This window comes from Pseudomonas sp. SCT (assembly GCF_003864275.1).
Lineage (GTDB): Bacteria > Pseudomonadota > Gammaproteobacteria > Pseudomonadales > Pseudomonadaceae > Stutzerimonas > Stutzerimonas stutzeri_AE.
In genome coordinates, this window is the sequence record NZ_BDJA01000006.1 from 191,204 (window position 1) to 204,198 (window position 12,995).

Consider the following 12,995-nt stretch of genomic DNA (forward strand, 5'->3'; position numbering starts at 1 on the left):
AGCGGCAGCGCAAATCGAGCCAGAGACGGTCAACCAGCATGCTTCTGCAGGTTGGCCATCATTTCCTTCAAGGCTTCCATGTTGTCGGCCGGGTGCGCCGCGTTCTCGAAATTACAGATCTGCTGCCACTGCGCGGCGACGTCCTCGGCATCGAAACCGGCCTTCGGGTCGAAACCGGCACCGAGACTGCGCTCCCAGCGCACCTTGCCCATCCAGCCGCCGCCCACTTCGAACAGGCCTGAGGTCTCCTGGCACTGCTCGCTGGCCAGATAGACCACCAGCGGGCTGACCAACTCCGGCTTGAGCTGCTCGAATACCTGCGGCGGAATCAGCCCCTCGGTCATCCGCGTGCCGCCGGTGGGCGCAATGGCGTTGACCAGCACATTGTTCTTGCGCCCTTCCAGCGCCAGCGTGCGAGTCAGTCCGTACAGCCCGAGCTTGGCCATGCCGTAATTGGACTGGCCGAAGTTGCCGTAGATACCGGAGGTCGACGCGGTGAAGATTACCCGTCCGTAGTTCTGCTCGCGCATATGCGGCCAGGCGGCACGGGTAACCTTGTAGGCGCCTTCGACATGCACGCGATAAACCAGATCCCAGTCGGCGTCTTCCATCTTGTGGAAGGTCTTGTCGCGCAGGATGCCGGCGTTGTTGACCACCACATCGATGCGGCCGTAGGTGTCCAGAGCCTGCTGCACGATTCGGTCGCCATCGGTGACCGAATCATGATTGGCGATGGCCGTGCCGCCTGCCTGACGAATCTCTTCGACCACCCGATCGGCTGCCGAACTGTTGGCGCCCTCGCCCTGGGTGCTGCCGCCCAGATCGTTGACCACAACCTTCGCACCGTGGCGAGCGAACAACAGGGCATGCGCCCGGCCGAGCCCACCGCCGGCCCCGGTAACGATCACTACCTTGTCTTCGAAGCGGATGGCATCAGTCATGCGGAATTCCCTCGTTCTTGTTGGAATGAAAAAGTGCAGCGAGTTTCGATCAGGTGCCAGCGCGTCACAACCAACCGACCAGAAATGAATGCCTGGGCATAAGGGGCGGGGATGCGCCCCGGCGGAGGTACGCCCCCGCTGATCGAATTTCGATCATCTGAAGCGCGGCCGCGCCATCACGAGCCTGCAATGGCATGTACCCAAACAACTCACAGAGTTTTCCACAGCACCGGTGGATAAAGGAGCAGGTGAAGCAACTGGCTGTGCCGCCCTACCTCAGCGACAAAAGTTTTGCAAAGCCTTCTGCCATGCGGCCTGGAGTCGCATCCAGGAGGCTGAGTAAAAAATGAGCACTCTGCGCAAAGGCACGTGCCGCTTCGCTTGCAGACGTTGCTCCCAAGGTTATCCACAAAGGCGCACACAGCTCCCGGGGATAACAAAGCACCCTTGCACATAGCCGAGTGCTATTGCGAAAATGCCAAGAATCTACGGGAACTGAATCTATGCTCCCTTTAGCATTGAGCTATCGCTTCTCACGGAGAGTGCCCATGTCCAGCCTTAACCTGATCGAACGCCTGTTCGCCAACTACGCCTGTGCCGCCAGTGGCGCATTGGCCGAGCGCTAGCCGCACGGCAACCCGCTTGGCCACTGGCGCGGCCCGGCGTACCCTTCCGCGAGCCCAACGAGCGGAGTAAACGATGACCTTGCGTTCCATTTGCGTTTTTTGCGGCGCCAGCCGCGGTACCAATCCGATCTATGAACAAGCTGCCCAAGACCTCGGCCGCACGCTGGCCGCCAATGGCATCCGTCTGATCTACGGCGGCGGAGCTGTCGGGCTGATGGGCGTGGTGGCAGACGCCACCATGGCTGCAGGCGGTGAGGTGATTGGAATAATCCCACAGAGCCTGAAAGATGCCGAGGTCGGCCATACCGGCCTCACTCGCCTTGAGGTGGTAGATGGGATGCACGCGCGCAAGGCGCGTATGGCAGAACTGGCGGATGCCTTTATCGCCCTGCCCGGCGGGCTGGGTACGCTGGAGGAGCTGTTCGAGGTCTGGACATGGGGTCAGCTCGGCTACCACCCCAAGCCGCTCGGGTTGCTGGATATCAATCATTTCTATAGCAAGCTCAGCCACTTCCTCGACCACCTCGTCGATGAGGGCTTCGTGCGGCCTCAACATAGGCAGATGCTGCAGCGTAGCGACCAGCCGCAGGCGCTCATCGAGTTGCTCGATGCCTGGCAGCCGCCGGCGCATAGTCGTTGGGATAAAACGGCGCCGCAGTAAATCCTGAAGACACCGATCAAAAAGCATCCAACTCGCCGCAGGCCGTACGTGATCAGGCCTGCAGCGTTGCGCCCCCATGTTATCCACATAGGAATGCACAGCTGGCGTGGATAAAGCTCTAGAGCGCTGGCAAAGCCGTCGCGAAAGTCCATTTTTTAGCCCTTTCGTGTCGCAGGAGAGCAAAAGCACAAATTTTGATCAACTGTTCGAAACGCTAGTGCCGCGGCGCCTATAGAAACTGTTACAGCTGTTATCCACAGGACGACACACAACTATCGTGGATAAGCACTCAAACGAACGAATCAATCGGTTCACACTCACAACCTGCAGGTTTCGTTGATGTAGGAGGCTTATACATGCACCAGTTGAGATGGCTTCGCCATGTGCCGTTACGCCAGGGGACTGACTCATGAGCTGGCTCGCCCTGACGCTGGTGGCATTCGTCTGCTTCGTGCTGGTTTTCTTCATCAAGAATCGCCAGCTGAACCATCCCGCCCTGCAGTACCCCTACAGCCTGAAGGTCCCGTTGTTCTCTCCAGCAGAGCGCGAGCTGCTGGACATGCTGGAACGGACATTCGCTGAGCGCTACCTCATCCTGGCGAAGGTAAGCGTCGCCGATGTCGTCGAGATCACGGCGGTGCCTCGGCGCGCCTACTGGTACCAAGCCCACAACCGCATCGCTGCGACGCGCTTTGACTTCCTGCTATGCGAGAAGAACGATCTGACACCGGTTTGCGTGATCAATCTGGACGATCCGGAAGCCGAGCAGGATTTTGTCGATCGTCTCTGTGAAACCGTCCGCTTGCCTCAGGTGCGCCTGACGGCACAGGCAGCGCGCTCTTATACGGCTGTCCGCGAGGCCATCGAGTCCGCCCTTCGCCATTGATCGACCACTGGCGGGAATGACCGCGGTAGCGGGTGGTCACAAGGCTGCATGACGTAACCACGATGTGCAGTACCGCTGCGGAATGATCCGCGAATCGACCACCGGCTACGAGTGACAGCATGAAATACGCCCTCCCCCTACTTCTCTCCCTCACCCCGCTCGCCGCACTGGCGGATGACCAAGCCTGCCAGAAGACCGACGAAGCCCAGATCAGCTCCTTGTTCGACCGCTGGAATGCCGATGTGCAATCGGGCGAACCGCAACGGGTCGTGGAAAACTATGCGCCTGATTCAATGCTGTTGCCGACGGTGTCCAACACCCCAAGGCAGACGCCGGAAGCCAAGCTGGATTACTTCGAGCATTTCCTGGCGCTGAAACCGAAAGGTGAGATTGTCGAACGGATGATCATGATCGATTGCAACAGCGCGCTCGACACCGGGCTCTACAGCTTCGAGCTGGGCGATGGCAACACAGTCCCGGCGCGCTATACCTTCACCTACAAGTGGTTCGATGACGCCGGCCAGTGGCTTATCACCAGCCATCACTCATCGGCGATGCCGCAACCGGCGCCGTCGCAAAAGCTGCCTTGAGTGGAAGACTGAACGCTCTCCACCACGGCGCTGCCGACAGCCGCAGCGCCGTCCAAACCTGACAGCGAATGCACCGACGCCGGCCCTGCGAGCAAATCTTCATCACAACAAGCTTGCGCCCGGTCTGGCGTGCTCGATACTGCAAACTGGCACGCCGTACTCGGACTGGACCCATATGTCTCTCAAACCGCTGCTGTCGCGCCTGTTCGAGCTGGTAAGCCGGCTGATTCGCCGTTACCCGGGCACTGTGGCGCTGTTCGGGTTCGCATCCGGCGTCGCCAGCTTCGTTCTGGTGGAACGCCATGCCGGTCTGGCCAAGGTCGTTGCCCTGGTGATGCTCGTCAGTTGGCTCTGGCTGGTCCTCGAATCCAGCCTGCGCCGCGCCCTGCAGCGCTGGTTCGGCTGGCAGATACCGCCACCGCTGCTGCGCTACGCGACGCAGATGGTGCATCAGGAAAGCCTGTTCTTCATCATTCCGTTCTTCGCCATCACCACCACCTGGAACAGCGGCCAGGCCCTTTTCACCGGGCTGCTTGGCGTGGCGGCACTCGTTTCGCTGATTGATCCGCTGTATTACCGATGGCTGGCGCCGCGACGCTGGGTCTATCTGGGTTTTCATGCGCTGACGCTGTTCGCCGTGCTGCTGACCGCGCTGCCGATTATCTTTCATCTGTCCACACCGCAGAGTTATCAGCTGGCGCTGGTAATCGCCGTGGTTCTGGCGCTGCCAAGCCTCAGTGGCTTGTTCCCGCGCGGGAACTGGCGCACGGTGCCCGGCATCGCGCTCCTGGCTATCGCGCTTGCCGGTGCAGGCTGGGTTGGCCGGACCTGGGTGCCGCCGGCCACGCTTTGGCTTACCGACGTCGCGGTGACCATGAGTCTCGACGATCGCCAGCGCAAACCCGGCAAGGGCCTGCGCGAGCTCAGCAGTGCGGAGCTGCACGCCAACGGCCTTTACGCCTACACCGCGATCAATGCACCCCGCGGCCTGAAAGAGCGGATCTACCATGAGTGGACGCATAACGGTCGACGCGTCGATCGAATCGCGCTGGACATCAGCGGCGGCCGCGAAGCCGGCTACCGTGCCTGGACCCACAAGCGTAACTTTCCGGCAGAGCCCTCCGGCCGCTGGCGTGTACGCGTCGTCACCGAGGCAGGCCAGATGATGGGGATGCTGCGCTTCCGCGTCACCGACTAGCGAACCCCGGCTGCCCACAACCACTCCATATCAGAACAAATGCAGCGTGGAGAACGACATGGAGTGGTGGGCGATCATTTCCAGCACCGTCGCCTCGGAGTTTTCCGACATCACCGACCTGGAAGATGCGACACGGGTCAGCAGCCGCCTGCTGATCGCATCGGTTCTGGGTGGCTTGCTCGGTTACGAGCGCGAACGCCGGCGCAAGGCAGCGGGCCTGCGCACCCACATGCTGGTGGCGCTCGGGGCCGCGCTGTTCGTGCTGGTGCCGGTGCAAGCCGGAATGACCCCGGAAGACATTTCGCGCGTGATTCAAGGGCTGGTAACCGGCATCGGTTTTCTCGGCGCTGGGACTATCCTCAAAGGCAACACCGCGGAGGACGTCAAAGGGCTGACCACCGCCGCCGGCATCTGGCTCACTGCTGCGATCGGTGTGGCCGTCGGCCTTGGACACGAAGCCACCGCCGTACTGAGCACGTTGCTGGCCCTGGCCATCTTCGTACTGATGCCACGCCTGGAGCGTCACACGGCACTGCGCGCCGCACGCAAGCGCCGTCAGGCTGGTCGCTCGCCATAGCAGACTGCGGATCGATGATCCTGGGGGAAAACATGCGCAGCGTTCTGGCTCTCTGCTTAGGTTTCGGTCTGCTTGCACTGACCGGTTGCAGCGAAACCGCAAAGCTCCCGGTGGAGTCCGGCTATGGTCCTGCGCCGACACTGCCGGAGCCGAGCCGGACCCTGTTGCCGACAGTGCATATCGCCCCGGCCAAAGGCTGGCCGCAGGGTGGAAAGCCACAAGCAGCGCCAGGTTTGCGCGTGGACGCCTTCGCCAGCGGCCTGGATCATCCTCGCTGGCTGCATGTCCTGCCCAATGGCGATGTGCTGGTAGCCGAGAGTGATGCGCCACCCAAGGAGCAGAGTCAGGGCCTGCGCGGCTGGGTCGCCAAGAAAGTCATGGCGCGCGCCGGCTCAGGTGGCCCCAGCGCCAACCGCATCACCCTGTTGCGCGACGGCGATGGCGACGGCGTACCGGAGCAGCGATCCGTTTTTCTGGACAACCTCAACTCCCCTTTCGGCATGGCGTTGGTCGGTGACGATTTCTACGTAGCCAACACCGATGCGCTCCTTCGTTTCCCGTATGAGCAAGGCGCAATCCGCATCACCGCTAGCGGCGAGAAAGTGATCGATCTACCTGCCGGGCCGATCAATCACCACTGGACCAAGAACGTCGTCGCCAGCCCGGACGGATCGCGCCTGTACGTCACCAGCGGCTCGAACAGCAACGTAGCCGAGAACGGCATGCAGGCCGAAGAGAACCGCGCGGCGATTCTCGAAGTCGACCCGCAGCGCAAGACCATGCGCCTGTTCGCATCAGGCCTGCGCAATCCCAACGGGCTGGCCTGGCAGCCTGAGAGCGACTCGCTGTGGACGACCGTCAACGAACGCGACGAGATCGGCAGCGATCTGGTACCGGACTACATGACATCGGTCCGGGACGGCGGATTCTATGGCTGGCCGTACAGCTACTTCGGCCAGCACGTTGACACGCGCGTGAAACCTCAGCGCCCGGACCTGGTCGAGCGCGCCCTCGTACCGGACTACGCCCTCGGTGCACACACCGCTTCGCTCGGCCTGGCGTTCTATGAAGGGAGCTTGCTACCGCAGCGCTACAGAAATGGTGCATTCGTCGGTCAGCATGGCTCTTGGAACCGCAGGCCGCGCAGCGGTTACAAGGTGGTTTTCGTCCCCTTCCGCGACGGCATGCCCGACGGCCAGGCAGAAGATGTGCTGACCGGCTTCGTCAACGAGGCGGGCGAAGCTCTGGGCAGACCGGTTGGGGTTGCAGTTGACCGGACAGGCGCACTGCTGGTTGCAGATGACGTGGGCAACGTCATCTGGCGCGTACGCCCGGCTGAGCAGTGACTGACGACCCTATGCGCCAGGCTGGCCGATCTGAGGGTTCTAACCCCGTACGGATTGAACCTTGCCGGCCGCCATGTGGCCATAAAAGGTACGTCTATCCGTTCCGAGGGCTTCCAAATGTTCAATCGCACCATTTACGCCATCGTTCCGACATTGTTGCTCGTCGGCTGTTCCGGCAACGTACAGAACCCGGTGGACCGGATCACGTTCCGTGATGAACCTCTGGTTCGCGATGTGGAAAACGGTATGTCCCAGGCACGGGTGCTGACGATCGGCGGCGAGCCCTCCAGGACCAGTGCTCGAACCGCAATGCCCGGCCTCTGCCACGACTACATTCTCAATCGTGCCGGCAAGCAACAGCCCTACTACGTCAGCTTCGATGGAACAGGGCGGGTGGACGGCCAGGGTTTCCTGACCTGCAAGCAGCTCGAAGAAAACCAGGTCAATAATCGCCGTTGACCAGAAAGCAGCGTCGCGAGCGCGTCAGAGCTCCGCGCCCGCTAGAAAGGAGACCGCCATGCCACGTGGGGACAAAACCAAGTACACCGACAAACAACAGCGTAAGGCCGAGCACATCGAGCAAAGCTACGAAGAACGTGGCGTACCCGAGAAGGAGGCCGAAGCACGCGCCTGGGCCACGGTCAACAAACAATCCGGTGGCGGCGAACGCAAGGGCAGTTCTGGCAGAAGCAAGAGCGAGACGGCCAAACGCGCCGACCGCAACGATTCGGCCCATCGCGCCGCCGATGCGCGCAAGGGCAAGTCGCCCAACAACGGCTCAGCGCGCAGCTCGAAGTCATCCAGTACAAGCCTTACCGATATGACCCGCGACCAGCTAATGGACAAGGCCCGCGAGCGGGACATTCGCGGCCGCTCGAAGATGCGTAAGGACGAGCTACTGAAGGCTCTCAGCTGAGCTACAACCATGACCAATCAACAGCCCCTGCCGCCGTCACCCAGCAATCCCAAGCGTGAAGACCCGGACAAGCCGGTGCCGATCGACGATCCTGCCCCCGGCCAATCGCAGCCAGAACCTCCGCCGCCGGAAAACACCGCCGGCTAAACTTTTCGCCGGCATCCCGATCTCAAATGGCGAACCGTGAAGAACCGCGACAGCGGCCAAACCAGACCAGGAGATGGCGATGAGTTATGTACAACTGAGCGACAAACAGAGCCTGCGTGAACGGGCCCGCCAACATGTCGAGAATGGCGCCGTCACCGAGAGCTATTCCGCCGACCGCGAAGTCGTGATCAATCTGCTCAACGAAGCACTGGCGACCGAGCTGGTCTGCTACCTGCGCTACAAGCGCCACTACTACATGGCCACCGGCCTCAAATCCAGCGTAGCCGCCGCCGAATTCCTCGAGCACGCCAACGAGGAACAGGAACACGCCGACCGGCTCGCCGAGCGTATCGTGCAGCTCGGTGGCGCACCCGATTTCAATCCGGACAACCTCACCGAGCGCGCTCACGCGCAATATGCCGAAGGCAACGGCCTGCGTGACATGGTCTTCGAGAACCTGGTCGCCGAGCGCATTGCGATCGATAGCTACCGCGAGATCGTCCAGTACATCGGTGACAAGGACCCAACGACTCGGCGCATCTTCGAGGACATCCTTGCTCAGGAAGAAGAGCACGCCGACGATCTGGCGGGCCTGCTTGACGGCATGAACTGACCGGGCTGCACAGCGGAGCGCTTAACGCTCCAGTAACGGCGTATAAACGGTTGAAACAGAGATAAAAAAAGGCCACCCGAGGGTGGCCTTAAATTTAGGAAGAGAGGTACAGCTTAGCCGGCTGCCACCGGACGCATGTAGGAGATCGGTGCGGTCTGCGGGTCATCGAAGGTCACCAGTTCCCACGCATCCTTTTGTTCCATCAGGGTACGTAGTAAGCGGTTGTTCAACGCGTGTCCGGATTTATAGCCGCGGAATTCGCCGATCAGACTGGTGCCCAGCAAGTACAGATCACCGATGGCATCGAGAATCTTGTGCTTCACGAATTCGTCTTCATAACGCAGACCGTCTTCGTTGAGCACACTGGTTTCGTCCACCACGATGGCGTTCTCAACACTGCCGCCGAGCGCCAGATTGTGCGAGCGGAGGAACTCGATGTCGCGCATGAACCCGAAGGTACGTGCACGGCTGACTTCCTTGACGAAGGAAGTGCTCGAGAAATCCACACTGGCAGTCTGGGTGCGACCCTTGAAAACCGGGTGATCGAAATCGATCTCGAAGCTCACCTTGAAGCCGTCGAAAGGCAGAAAGGTAGCGCGCTTGTCACCCTCCTCGACCGTCACTTCACGCTTGATGCGGATGAACTTCTTGTGGGCGTCCTGCTCCTGCAGGCCGGCGGATTGAATCAGGAATACGAATGGCCCAGCGCTGCCGTCCATGATCGGCACTTCCGACGCGGAGAGTTCGACGTAGGCATTGTCGATCCCCAGGCCGGCCATTGCCGACAGCAGATGCTCCACTGTGTCGACCTTGACGTCACCATTGACCAGCGTCGTGGACATGGTGGTTTCGCCAACGTTCTCGGCCCGCGCGGGGATCTCCACGGGCGGGTTGAGGTCGGTGCGACAGAACACGATTCCGGTGTCCACCGGTGCCGGTTTCAGGGTGAGATAAACCTTCTCTCCCGAATGCAAGCCGACGCCAGTGGCGCGAATGATGTTCTTCAGGGTGCGTTGTCTGATCATGGCCTTTTGCTTCGCTATAGCACTAGTTGCGAATAGTTTTCAACAATTGGGGGCGATAATAGCAGAAGCCCACTTTGCTGAACACCAATCACAACAATACTCCTGATAACTTCAATCAATCGGCCTGACGACGCAGAAACGCAGGAATATCCAGATAATCCAGATCTTCCTGAGGGTTCAGCTTGGCTGCAGTAGCAGCTGCATGCGCCTGATTACGCATCACGGTCGGGCGCTCCAGGTCCCGATAGTTCACTGCGGCCTGCTCATGCTGACGCGGGGCCGGAGCGGCGGAAGTGGCAACGGTGGTCTGCACGGTATTGTCGACGACCTTGACCGGCTTTTCGTTGCGCGGGCCGAGACCGGTGGCGACAACGGTGACATGCAGCTCATCGGCCATATCCGGATCGATGACAGCACCGACCTTGACGGTGGCTTCATCGGACGCGAAGGCTTCGATGATTTCACCCACTGCGGCGTATTCGCCCAGCGACAGGTCCAGACCAGCCGTGATATTGACCAGAATGCCACGTGCGCCCTGCAGGTTGACGTCTTCCAGCAGCGGGTTGCGGATAGCGGCTTCGGTCGCTTCGCGAGCACGGTTCGGGCCGGTCGAGCAACCGGTGCCCATCATCGCCATGCCCATTTCGCCCATGACAGTTTTCACGTCAGCGAAGTCAACGTTCATCAGGCCTGGACGCTGCATGATGTCGGAGATGCCACGGACCGCACCAGCCAGCACGTCGTCCGCCTTGGCGAAGGCTGCCAGCAGGCTGGCGTCCTTGCCGAGAATGGTCAGCAGCTTCTCGTTGGGAATGGTGATCAGCGAGTCGACACACTCGGACAGCGCACGGATGCCCTCATCGGCAACCTGCATGCGGCGACGGCCTTCGAAGGGGAACGGACGGGTGACCACGGCCACGGTCAGGATGCCCATTTCCTTGGCGACCGAAGCGATGATCGGGGCAGCACCGGTACCGGTACCGCCGCCCATGCCGGTGGTGATGAACACCATGTCCGCACCTTCCAGCACTTCGGCGATGCGCTCACGGTCTTCCATCGCGGCCTGGCGGCCGATGTCAGGATTGGTACCAGCGCCGAGGCCCTTGGTGATCGCGGAGCCGAGCTGCAGCACAGTGCGTGCTTCGACCTTCTTCAGCGCCTGGGCGTCGGTGTTGGCGCAGATGAATTCGACGCCTTCGACGTTGTTGCGAACCATATGGTTCACGGCATTGCCGCCACCGCCACCGACACCGATGACCTTGATGACTGCACTTTGCGGGGTATGATCTACGAGTTCGAACATTTCCCTCTCTCCTTCCAGCTTTCTAGTTTTGGTTTTACAGCGCACTGCTTAAAAATTGCCCTGAATCCAGCCTTTGAGCCGATCCAGAACAGACGTCTTTGATTCTTCGGCGAAACTGCCGATACCGGGTACGGGAATGCCGTCGGCCTGCTTGTGCAGTCCGTACAACAGCAGGCCCACGCCGGTCGAATAGATTGGATTACGTACTACGTCGCTCAGTCCCTTGACGCTGTGCGGCACGCCAAGGCGCACCGGCATGTGAAAGATTTCCTCGGCCAGGTCGACGGCTCCTTCCATCTTCGCTGTACCGCCTGTGAGAACGATCCCGGCCGGGACCAGATCCTCATAACCGCTGCGCCGCAGTTCGGCCTGGATCAGGGTGAAGAGCTCGTCATAACGTGGCTCGACCACCTCTGCCAGAGCCTGCCGCGAGAGTTCGCGCGGCGGGCGATCGCCTACGCTGGGGACCTTGATGGTCTCGCCCGCGCCGGCCAGCTTGGCAAGCGCGCAAGCATAGCGAATCTTGATCTCCTCGGCATACTGGGTCGGGGTACGCAGAGCCATGGCGATGTCATTGGTGACCTGGTCGCCAGCAATCGGGATGACCGCAGTGTGGCGGATCGCGCCTTCGGTGAAGATGCAGATGTCGGTGGTGCCACCGCCGATATCCACCAGGCAGACGCCCAGCTCTTTCTCGTCATCGGTCAGCACGGCATGCGCCGAAGCCAACTGTTCGAGAATGATGTCGTCGACCTCGAGGCCGCAGCGACGCACGCACTTCTCGACATTCTGCGCGGCGTTCACCGCACAGGTGACCACGTGGACCTTGGCTTCCAGACGCACGCCGGACATGCCCAGGGGCTCACGTACGCCTTCCTGATTGTCGATCACATAATCCTGCGGCAGGGTGTGCAGCACACGCTGGTCGGCGGGGATTGCCACGGCCTGGGCGGCATCGAGGACGCGTTCCAGGTCGGCGCTGCTGACCTCGCGATCACGGATCGCCACGATGCCGTGGGAGTTCAGACTGCGGATATGGTTACCGGCCAGACCGACAAAGGCCGAATGGATACGGCAGCCAGCCATCAGCTGGGCTTCTTCGATAGCGCGCTGGATCGACTGAACGGTGGACTCGATATTGACCACTACGCCCTTCTTCAAACCGCGTGAAGGATGGGTACCGATACCCACGATCTCCAGCTCGCCGTCCGCGGTCACTTCACCCACCAGTGCCACTACCTTGGAGGTGCCAATGTCCAGGCCGACGATCATCTTGCCGCTTTGCACGCTCGACATGTGTTTCATTCCTCAATTCCTCGCAGCGACGGTCGTATCCGTCGCAGTCGGGACCGGCTCATGCCAGGCGACGGCCAGGCCGTTCGCGTAGCGCAGATCGATCCGTGCGATTTTCTCGCTTTCCTGCTCCAGTGCCTTTTGATAGATGGCAGTGAAACGACGCATTTTTTCTACAACCTGGTCCCTGCCCAACAGCAACTCGATGCCCTGGTTGGTGGTCAGAAACCAGCTCCCGCGCTCACGCAACTCGAGACGGGAGATGGAGAACCCCAGCGGACGCAGCATCTGGCTGAGCATCTGGTACTGCTGCATGACCCGCTGCTGGGCCCGCTTCGGACCATATAAATGTGGCAAGTGTTCATATCGGCTCAGGTCATCCGGCGAGAAAGCCTGTCCTTTATTGTTAAGCAATGCTTCACCGCCCCAACGGGCGATCGGCAATTGCTCATCCAGACGCACCATTACCTGGTCCGGCCAGACGCGGCGAACTTCGACATGAGCGATCCATGGCATCTGTTCGAGTTGGTGACGCATGCCGTTCAGATCAACCTTGAAGAAGCTCTGCTCGACGAAAGGCGCGATGCGCTGCTGGACCGCCTCACGACTGACATAGCCCAGCTCGCCCTGCACGCTGACCTTGGCGATCGGCCGATCGGCGTAGGGCAGCAGGCGCTCACCCAGCTCGTACAGACCGACCGCCAGCCCGACCAGCAGCACCGGCCAGACGAAACGCTTCAGCCCGGCGAAGTTCAGCTTTGGCAGGCGCTGCGACAGCGGCTGCGGTTGCACCAGGCGGCTCGCACCCCGTTGCGCGGGCTTGCGTGAAGCGCGGCCGCTAGCGGGTTGCGAATGGCGCAGCGTGGCGATCAT

16 protein-coding genes are annotated in these 12,995 nt (G+C 61.0%); 11 read left to right on the top strand and 5 right to left on the bottom strand.

Annotated elements, in window-relative coordinates; all coding sequences use genetic code 11:
• Positions 1-29 precede the first annotated feature (29 nt).
• The gene (locus BHD08_RS16295; protein WP_015277966.1) at positions 30-941 is read right to left on the bottom strand and encodes an SDR family oxidoreductase; all 912 of its coding nucleotides are present in this window, start codon (positions 939-941) and stop codon (positions 30-32) included.
• Positions 942-1,444: 503 nt separating this feature from the next.
• Between BHD08_RS16295 and BHD08_RS23255 the strand changes: the two genes are divergently transcribed.
• The 11 genes from BHD08_RS23255 (at position 1,445) to BHD08_RS16340 (ending at position 8,501) form a co-directional block, all read left to right on the top strand.
• On the top strand, positions 1,445-1,567 hold the full coding sequence (locus BHD08_RS23255) for a hypothetical protein (RefSeq protein ID WP_256678705.1): 123 nt from the start codon (positions 1,445-1,447) through the stop codon (positions 1,565-1,567).
• Between the two features lie 73 nt (positions 1,568-1,640).
• Positions 1,641-2,228, top strand: coding sequence for a TIGR00730 family Rossman fold protein (locus BHD08_RS16300; RefSeq protein ID WP_125023541.1), 588 nt, complete (start codon positions 1,641-1,643; stop codon positions 2,226-2,228).
• A gap of 409 nt (positions 2,229-2,637) precedes the next feature.
• A complete protein-coding gene (locus tag BHD08_RS16305; protein ID WP_125023543.1) occupies positions 2,638-3,114 on the top strand; it encodes a DUF2726 domain-containing protein in 477 nt (158 codons plus the stop codon).
• A gap of 119 nt (positions 3,115-3,233) precedes the next feature.
• Entirely contained in the window at positions 3,234-3,704 is a 471-nt protein-coding gene (locus BHD08_RS16310; protein WP_125023545.1) for a nuclear transport factor 2 family protein, read from the top strand.
• Positions 3,705-3,879: 175 nt separating this feature from the next.
• Positions 3,880-4,902 (top strand): DUF5924 family protein, encoded by a 1,023-nt coding sequence (locus BHD08_RS16315; RefSeq protein ID WP_125023547.1) that lies wholly within the window; start codon positions 3,880-3,882, stop codon positions 4,900-4,902.
• A gap of 58 nt (positions 4,903-4,960) precedes the next feature.
• Positions 4,961-5,479, top strand: coding sequence for an MgtC/SapB family protein (locus BHD08_RS16320; RefSeq protein ID WP_125023549.1), 519 nt, complete (start codon positions 4,961-4,963; stop codon positions 5,477-5,479).
• A gap of 32 nt (positions 5,480-5,511) precedes the next feature.
• Positions 5,512-6,825: a sorbosone dehydrogenase family protein gene (locus BHD08_RS16325; RefSeq protein ID WP_125023551.1), complete on the top strand. Its 1,314-nt coding sequence runs from the start codon at positions 5,512-5,514 to the stop codon at positions 6,823-6,825.
• A 117-nt stretch (positions 6,826-6,942) separates the two neighbouring features.
• Complete coding sequence (gene osmE, locus BHD08_RS16330; RefSeq protein ID WP_125023553.1) at positions 6,943-7,284, top strand: osmotically-inducible lipoprotein OsmE; 342 nt, start codon at positions 6,943-6,945, stop codon at positions 7,282-7,284.
• 58 nt (positions 7,285-7,342) lie between these two features.
• Positions 7,343-7,741, top strand: a complete 399-nt coding sequence (locus BHD08_RS16335; RefSeq protein ID WP_125023555.1) for a Rho termination factor N-terminal domain-containing protein — start codon at positions 7,343-7,345, stop codon at positions 7,739-7,741.
• A gap of 9 nt (positions 7,742-7,750) precedes the next feature.
• Positions 7,751-7,888, top strand: coding sequence for a hypothetical protein (locus BHD08_RS23080; protein ID WP_177412690.1), 138 nt, complete (start codon positions 7,751-7,753; stop codon positions 7,886-7,888).
• A 79-nt stretch (positions 7,889-7,967) separates the two neighbouring features.
• Positions 7,968-8,501 (top strand): bacterioferritin, encoded by a 534-nt coding sequence (locus BHD08_RS16340; RefSeq protein ID WP_015277977.1) that lies wholly within the window; start codon positions 7,968-7,970, stop codon positions 8,499-8,501.
• Positions 8,502-8,614: 113 nt separating this feature from the next.
• Here the strand turns inward: BHD08_RS16340 and lpxC are convergent, their stop codons facing one another.
• The 4 genes from lpxC to BHD08_RS16360 form a co-directional block, all read right to left on the bottom strand.
• Entirely contained in the window at positions 8,615-9,526 is a 912-nt protein-coding gene (gene lpxC / locus BHD08_RS16345) for a UDP-3-O-acyl-N-acetylglucosamine deacetylase (RefSeq protein ID WP_003302766.1), read from the bottom strand.
• 115 nt (positions 9,527-9,641) lie between these two features.
• Positions 9,642-10,829, bottom strand: a complete 1,188-nt coding sequence (ftsZ, locus tag BHD08_RS16350) for a cell division protein FtsZ (protein WP_015277978.1) — start codon at positions 10,827-10,829, stop codon at positions 9,642-9,644.
• Between the two features lie 48 nt (positions 10,830-10,877).
• Complete coding sequence (gene ftsA, locus BHD08_RS16355; protein WP_041756745.1) at positions 10,878-12,125, bottom strand: cell division protein FtsA; 1,248 nt, start codon at positions 12,123-12,125, stop codon at positions 10,878-10,880.
• A gap of 12 nt (positions 12,126-12,137) precedes the next feature.
• Positions 12,138-12,995 carry a cell division protein FtsQ/DivIB gene (locus tag BHD08_RS16360; protein ID WP_015277980.1) on the bottom strand — a complete coding sequence of 286 codons (858 nt, stop codon included), beginning with the start codon at positions 12,993-12,995 and terminating at the stop codon, positions 12,138-12,140.

What these genes read in the sequence shown, in the direction of transcription:
- BHD08_RS16325 (WP_125023551.1), top strand. Translation starts at nt 5,512, where the DNA reads ATGCGCAGCGTTCTGGCTCTCTGCTTAGGTTTCGGTCTGCTTGCACTG.
- osmE (WP_125023553.1), top strand. Translation starts at nt 6,943, where the DNA reads ATGTTCAATCGCACCATTTACGCCATCGTTCCGACATTGTTGCTCGTC.
- BHD08_RS16335 (WP_125023555.1), top strand. Translation starts at nt 7,343, where the DNA reads ATGCCACGTGGGGACAAAACCAAGTACACCGACAAACAACAGCGTAAG.
- lpxC (WP_003302766.1), bottom strand. Translation starts at nt 9,526, where the DNA reads ATGATCAGACAACGCACCCTGAAGAACATCATTCGCGCCACTGGCGTC.
- BHD08_RS16295 (WP_015277966.1), bottom strand. Translation starts at nt 941, where the DNA reads ATGACTGATGCCATCCGCTTCGAAGACAAGGTAGTGATCGTTACCGGG.
- BHD08_RS23080 (WP_177412690.1), top strand. Translation starts at nt 7,751, where the DNA reads ATGACCAATCAACAGCCCCTGCCGCCGTCACCCAGCAATCCCAAGCGT.
- ftsA (WP_041756745.1), bottom strand. Translation starts at nt 12,125, where the DNA reads ATGTCGAGCGTGCAAAGCGGCAAGATGATCGTCGGCCTGGACATTGGC.
- BHD08_RS16320 (WP_125023549.1), top strand. Translation starts at nt 4,961, where the DNA reads ATGGAGTGGTGGGCGATCATTTCCAGCACCGTCGCCTCGGAGTTTTCC.
- BHD08_RS16300 (WP_125023541.1), top strand. Translation starts at nt 1,641, where the DNA reads ATGACCTTGCGTTCCATTTGCGTTTTTTGCGGCGCCAGCCGCGGTACC.
- BHD08_RS23255 (WP_256678705.1), top strand. Translation starts at nt 1,445, where the DNA reads ATGCTCCCTTTAGCATTGAGCTATCGCTTCTCACGGAGAGTGCCCATG.
- BHD08_RS16360 (WP_015277980.1), bottom strand. Translation starts at nt 12,995, where the DNA reads ATGATCGCCACGCTGCGCCATTCGCAACCCGCTAGCGGCCGCGCTTCA.
- ftsZ (WP_015277978.1), bottom strand. Translation starts at nt 10,829, where the DNA reads ATGTTCGAACTCGTAGATCATACCCCGCAAAGTGCAGTCATCAAGGTC.
- BHD08_RS16315 (WP_125023547.1), top strand. Translation starts at nt 3,880, where the DNA reads ATGTCTCTCAAACCGCTGCTGTCGCGCCTGTTCGAGCTGGTAAGCCGG.
- BHD08_RS16340 (WP_015277977.1), top strand. Translation starts at nt 7,968, where the DNA reads ATGAGTTATGTACAACTGAGCGACAAACAGAGCCTGCGTGAACGGGCC.
- BHD08_RS16305 (WP_125023543.1), top strand. Translation starts at nt 2,638, where the DNA reads ATGAGCTGGCTCGCCCTGACGCTGGTGGCATTCGTCTGCTTCGTGCTG.
- BHD08_RS16310 (WP_125023545.1), top strand. Translation starts at nt 3,234, where the DNA reads ATGAAATACGCCCTCCCCCTACTTCTCTCCCTCACCCCGCTCGCCGCA.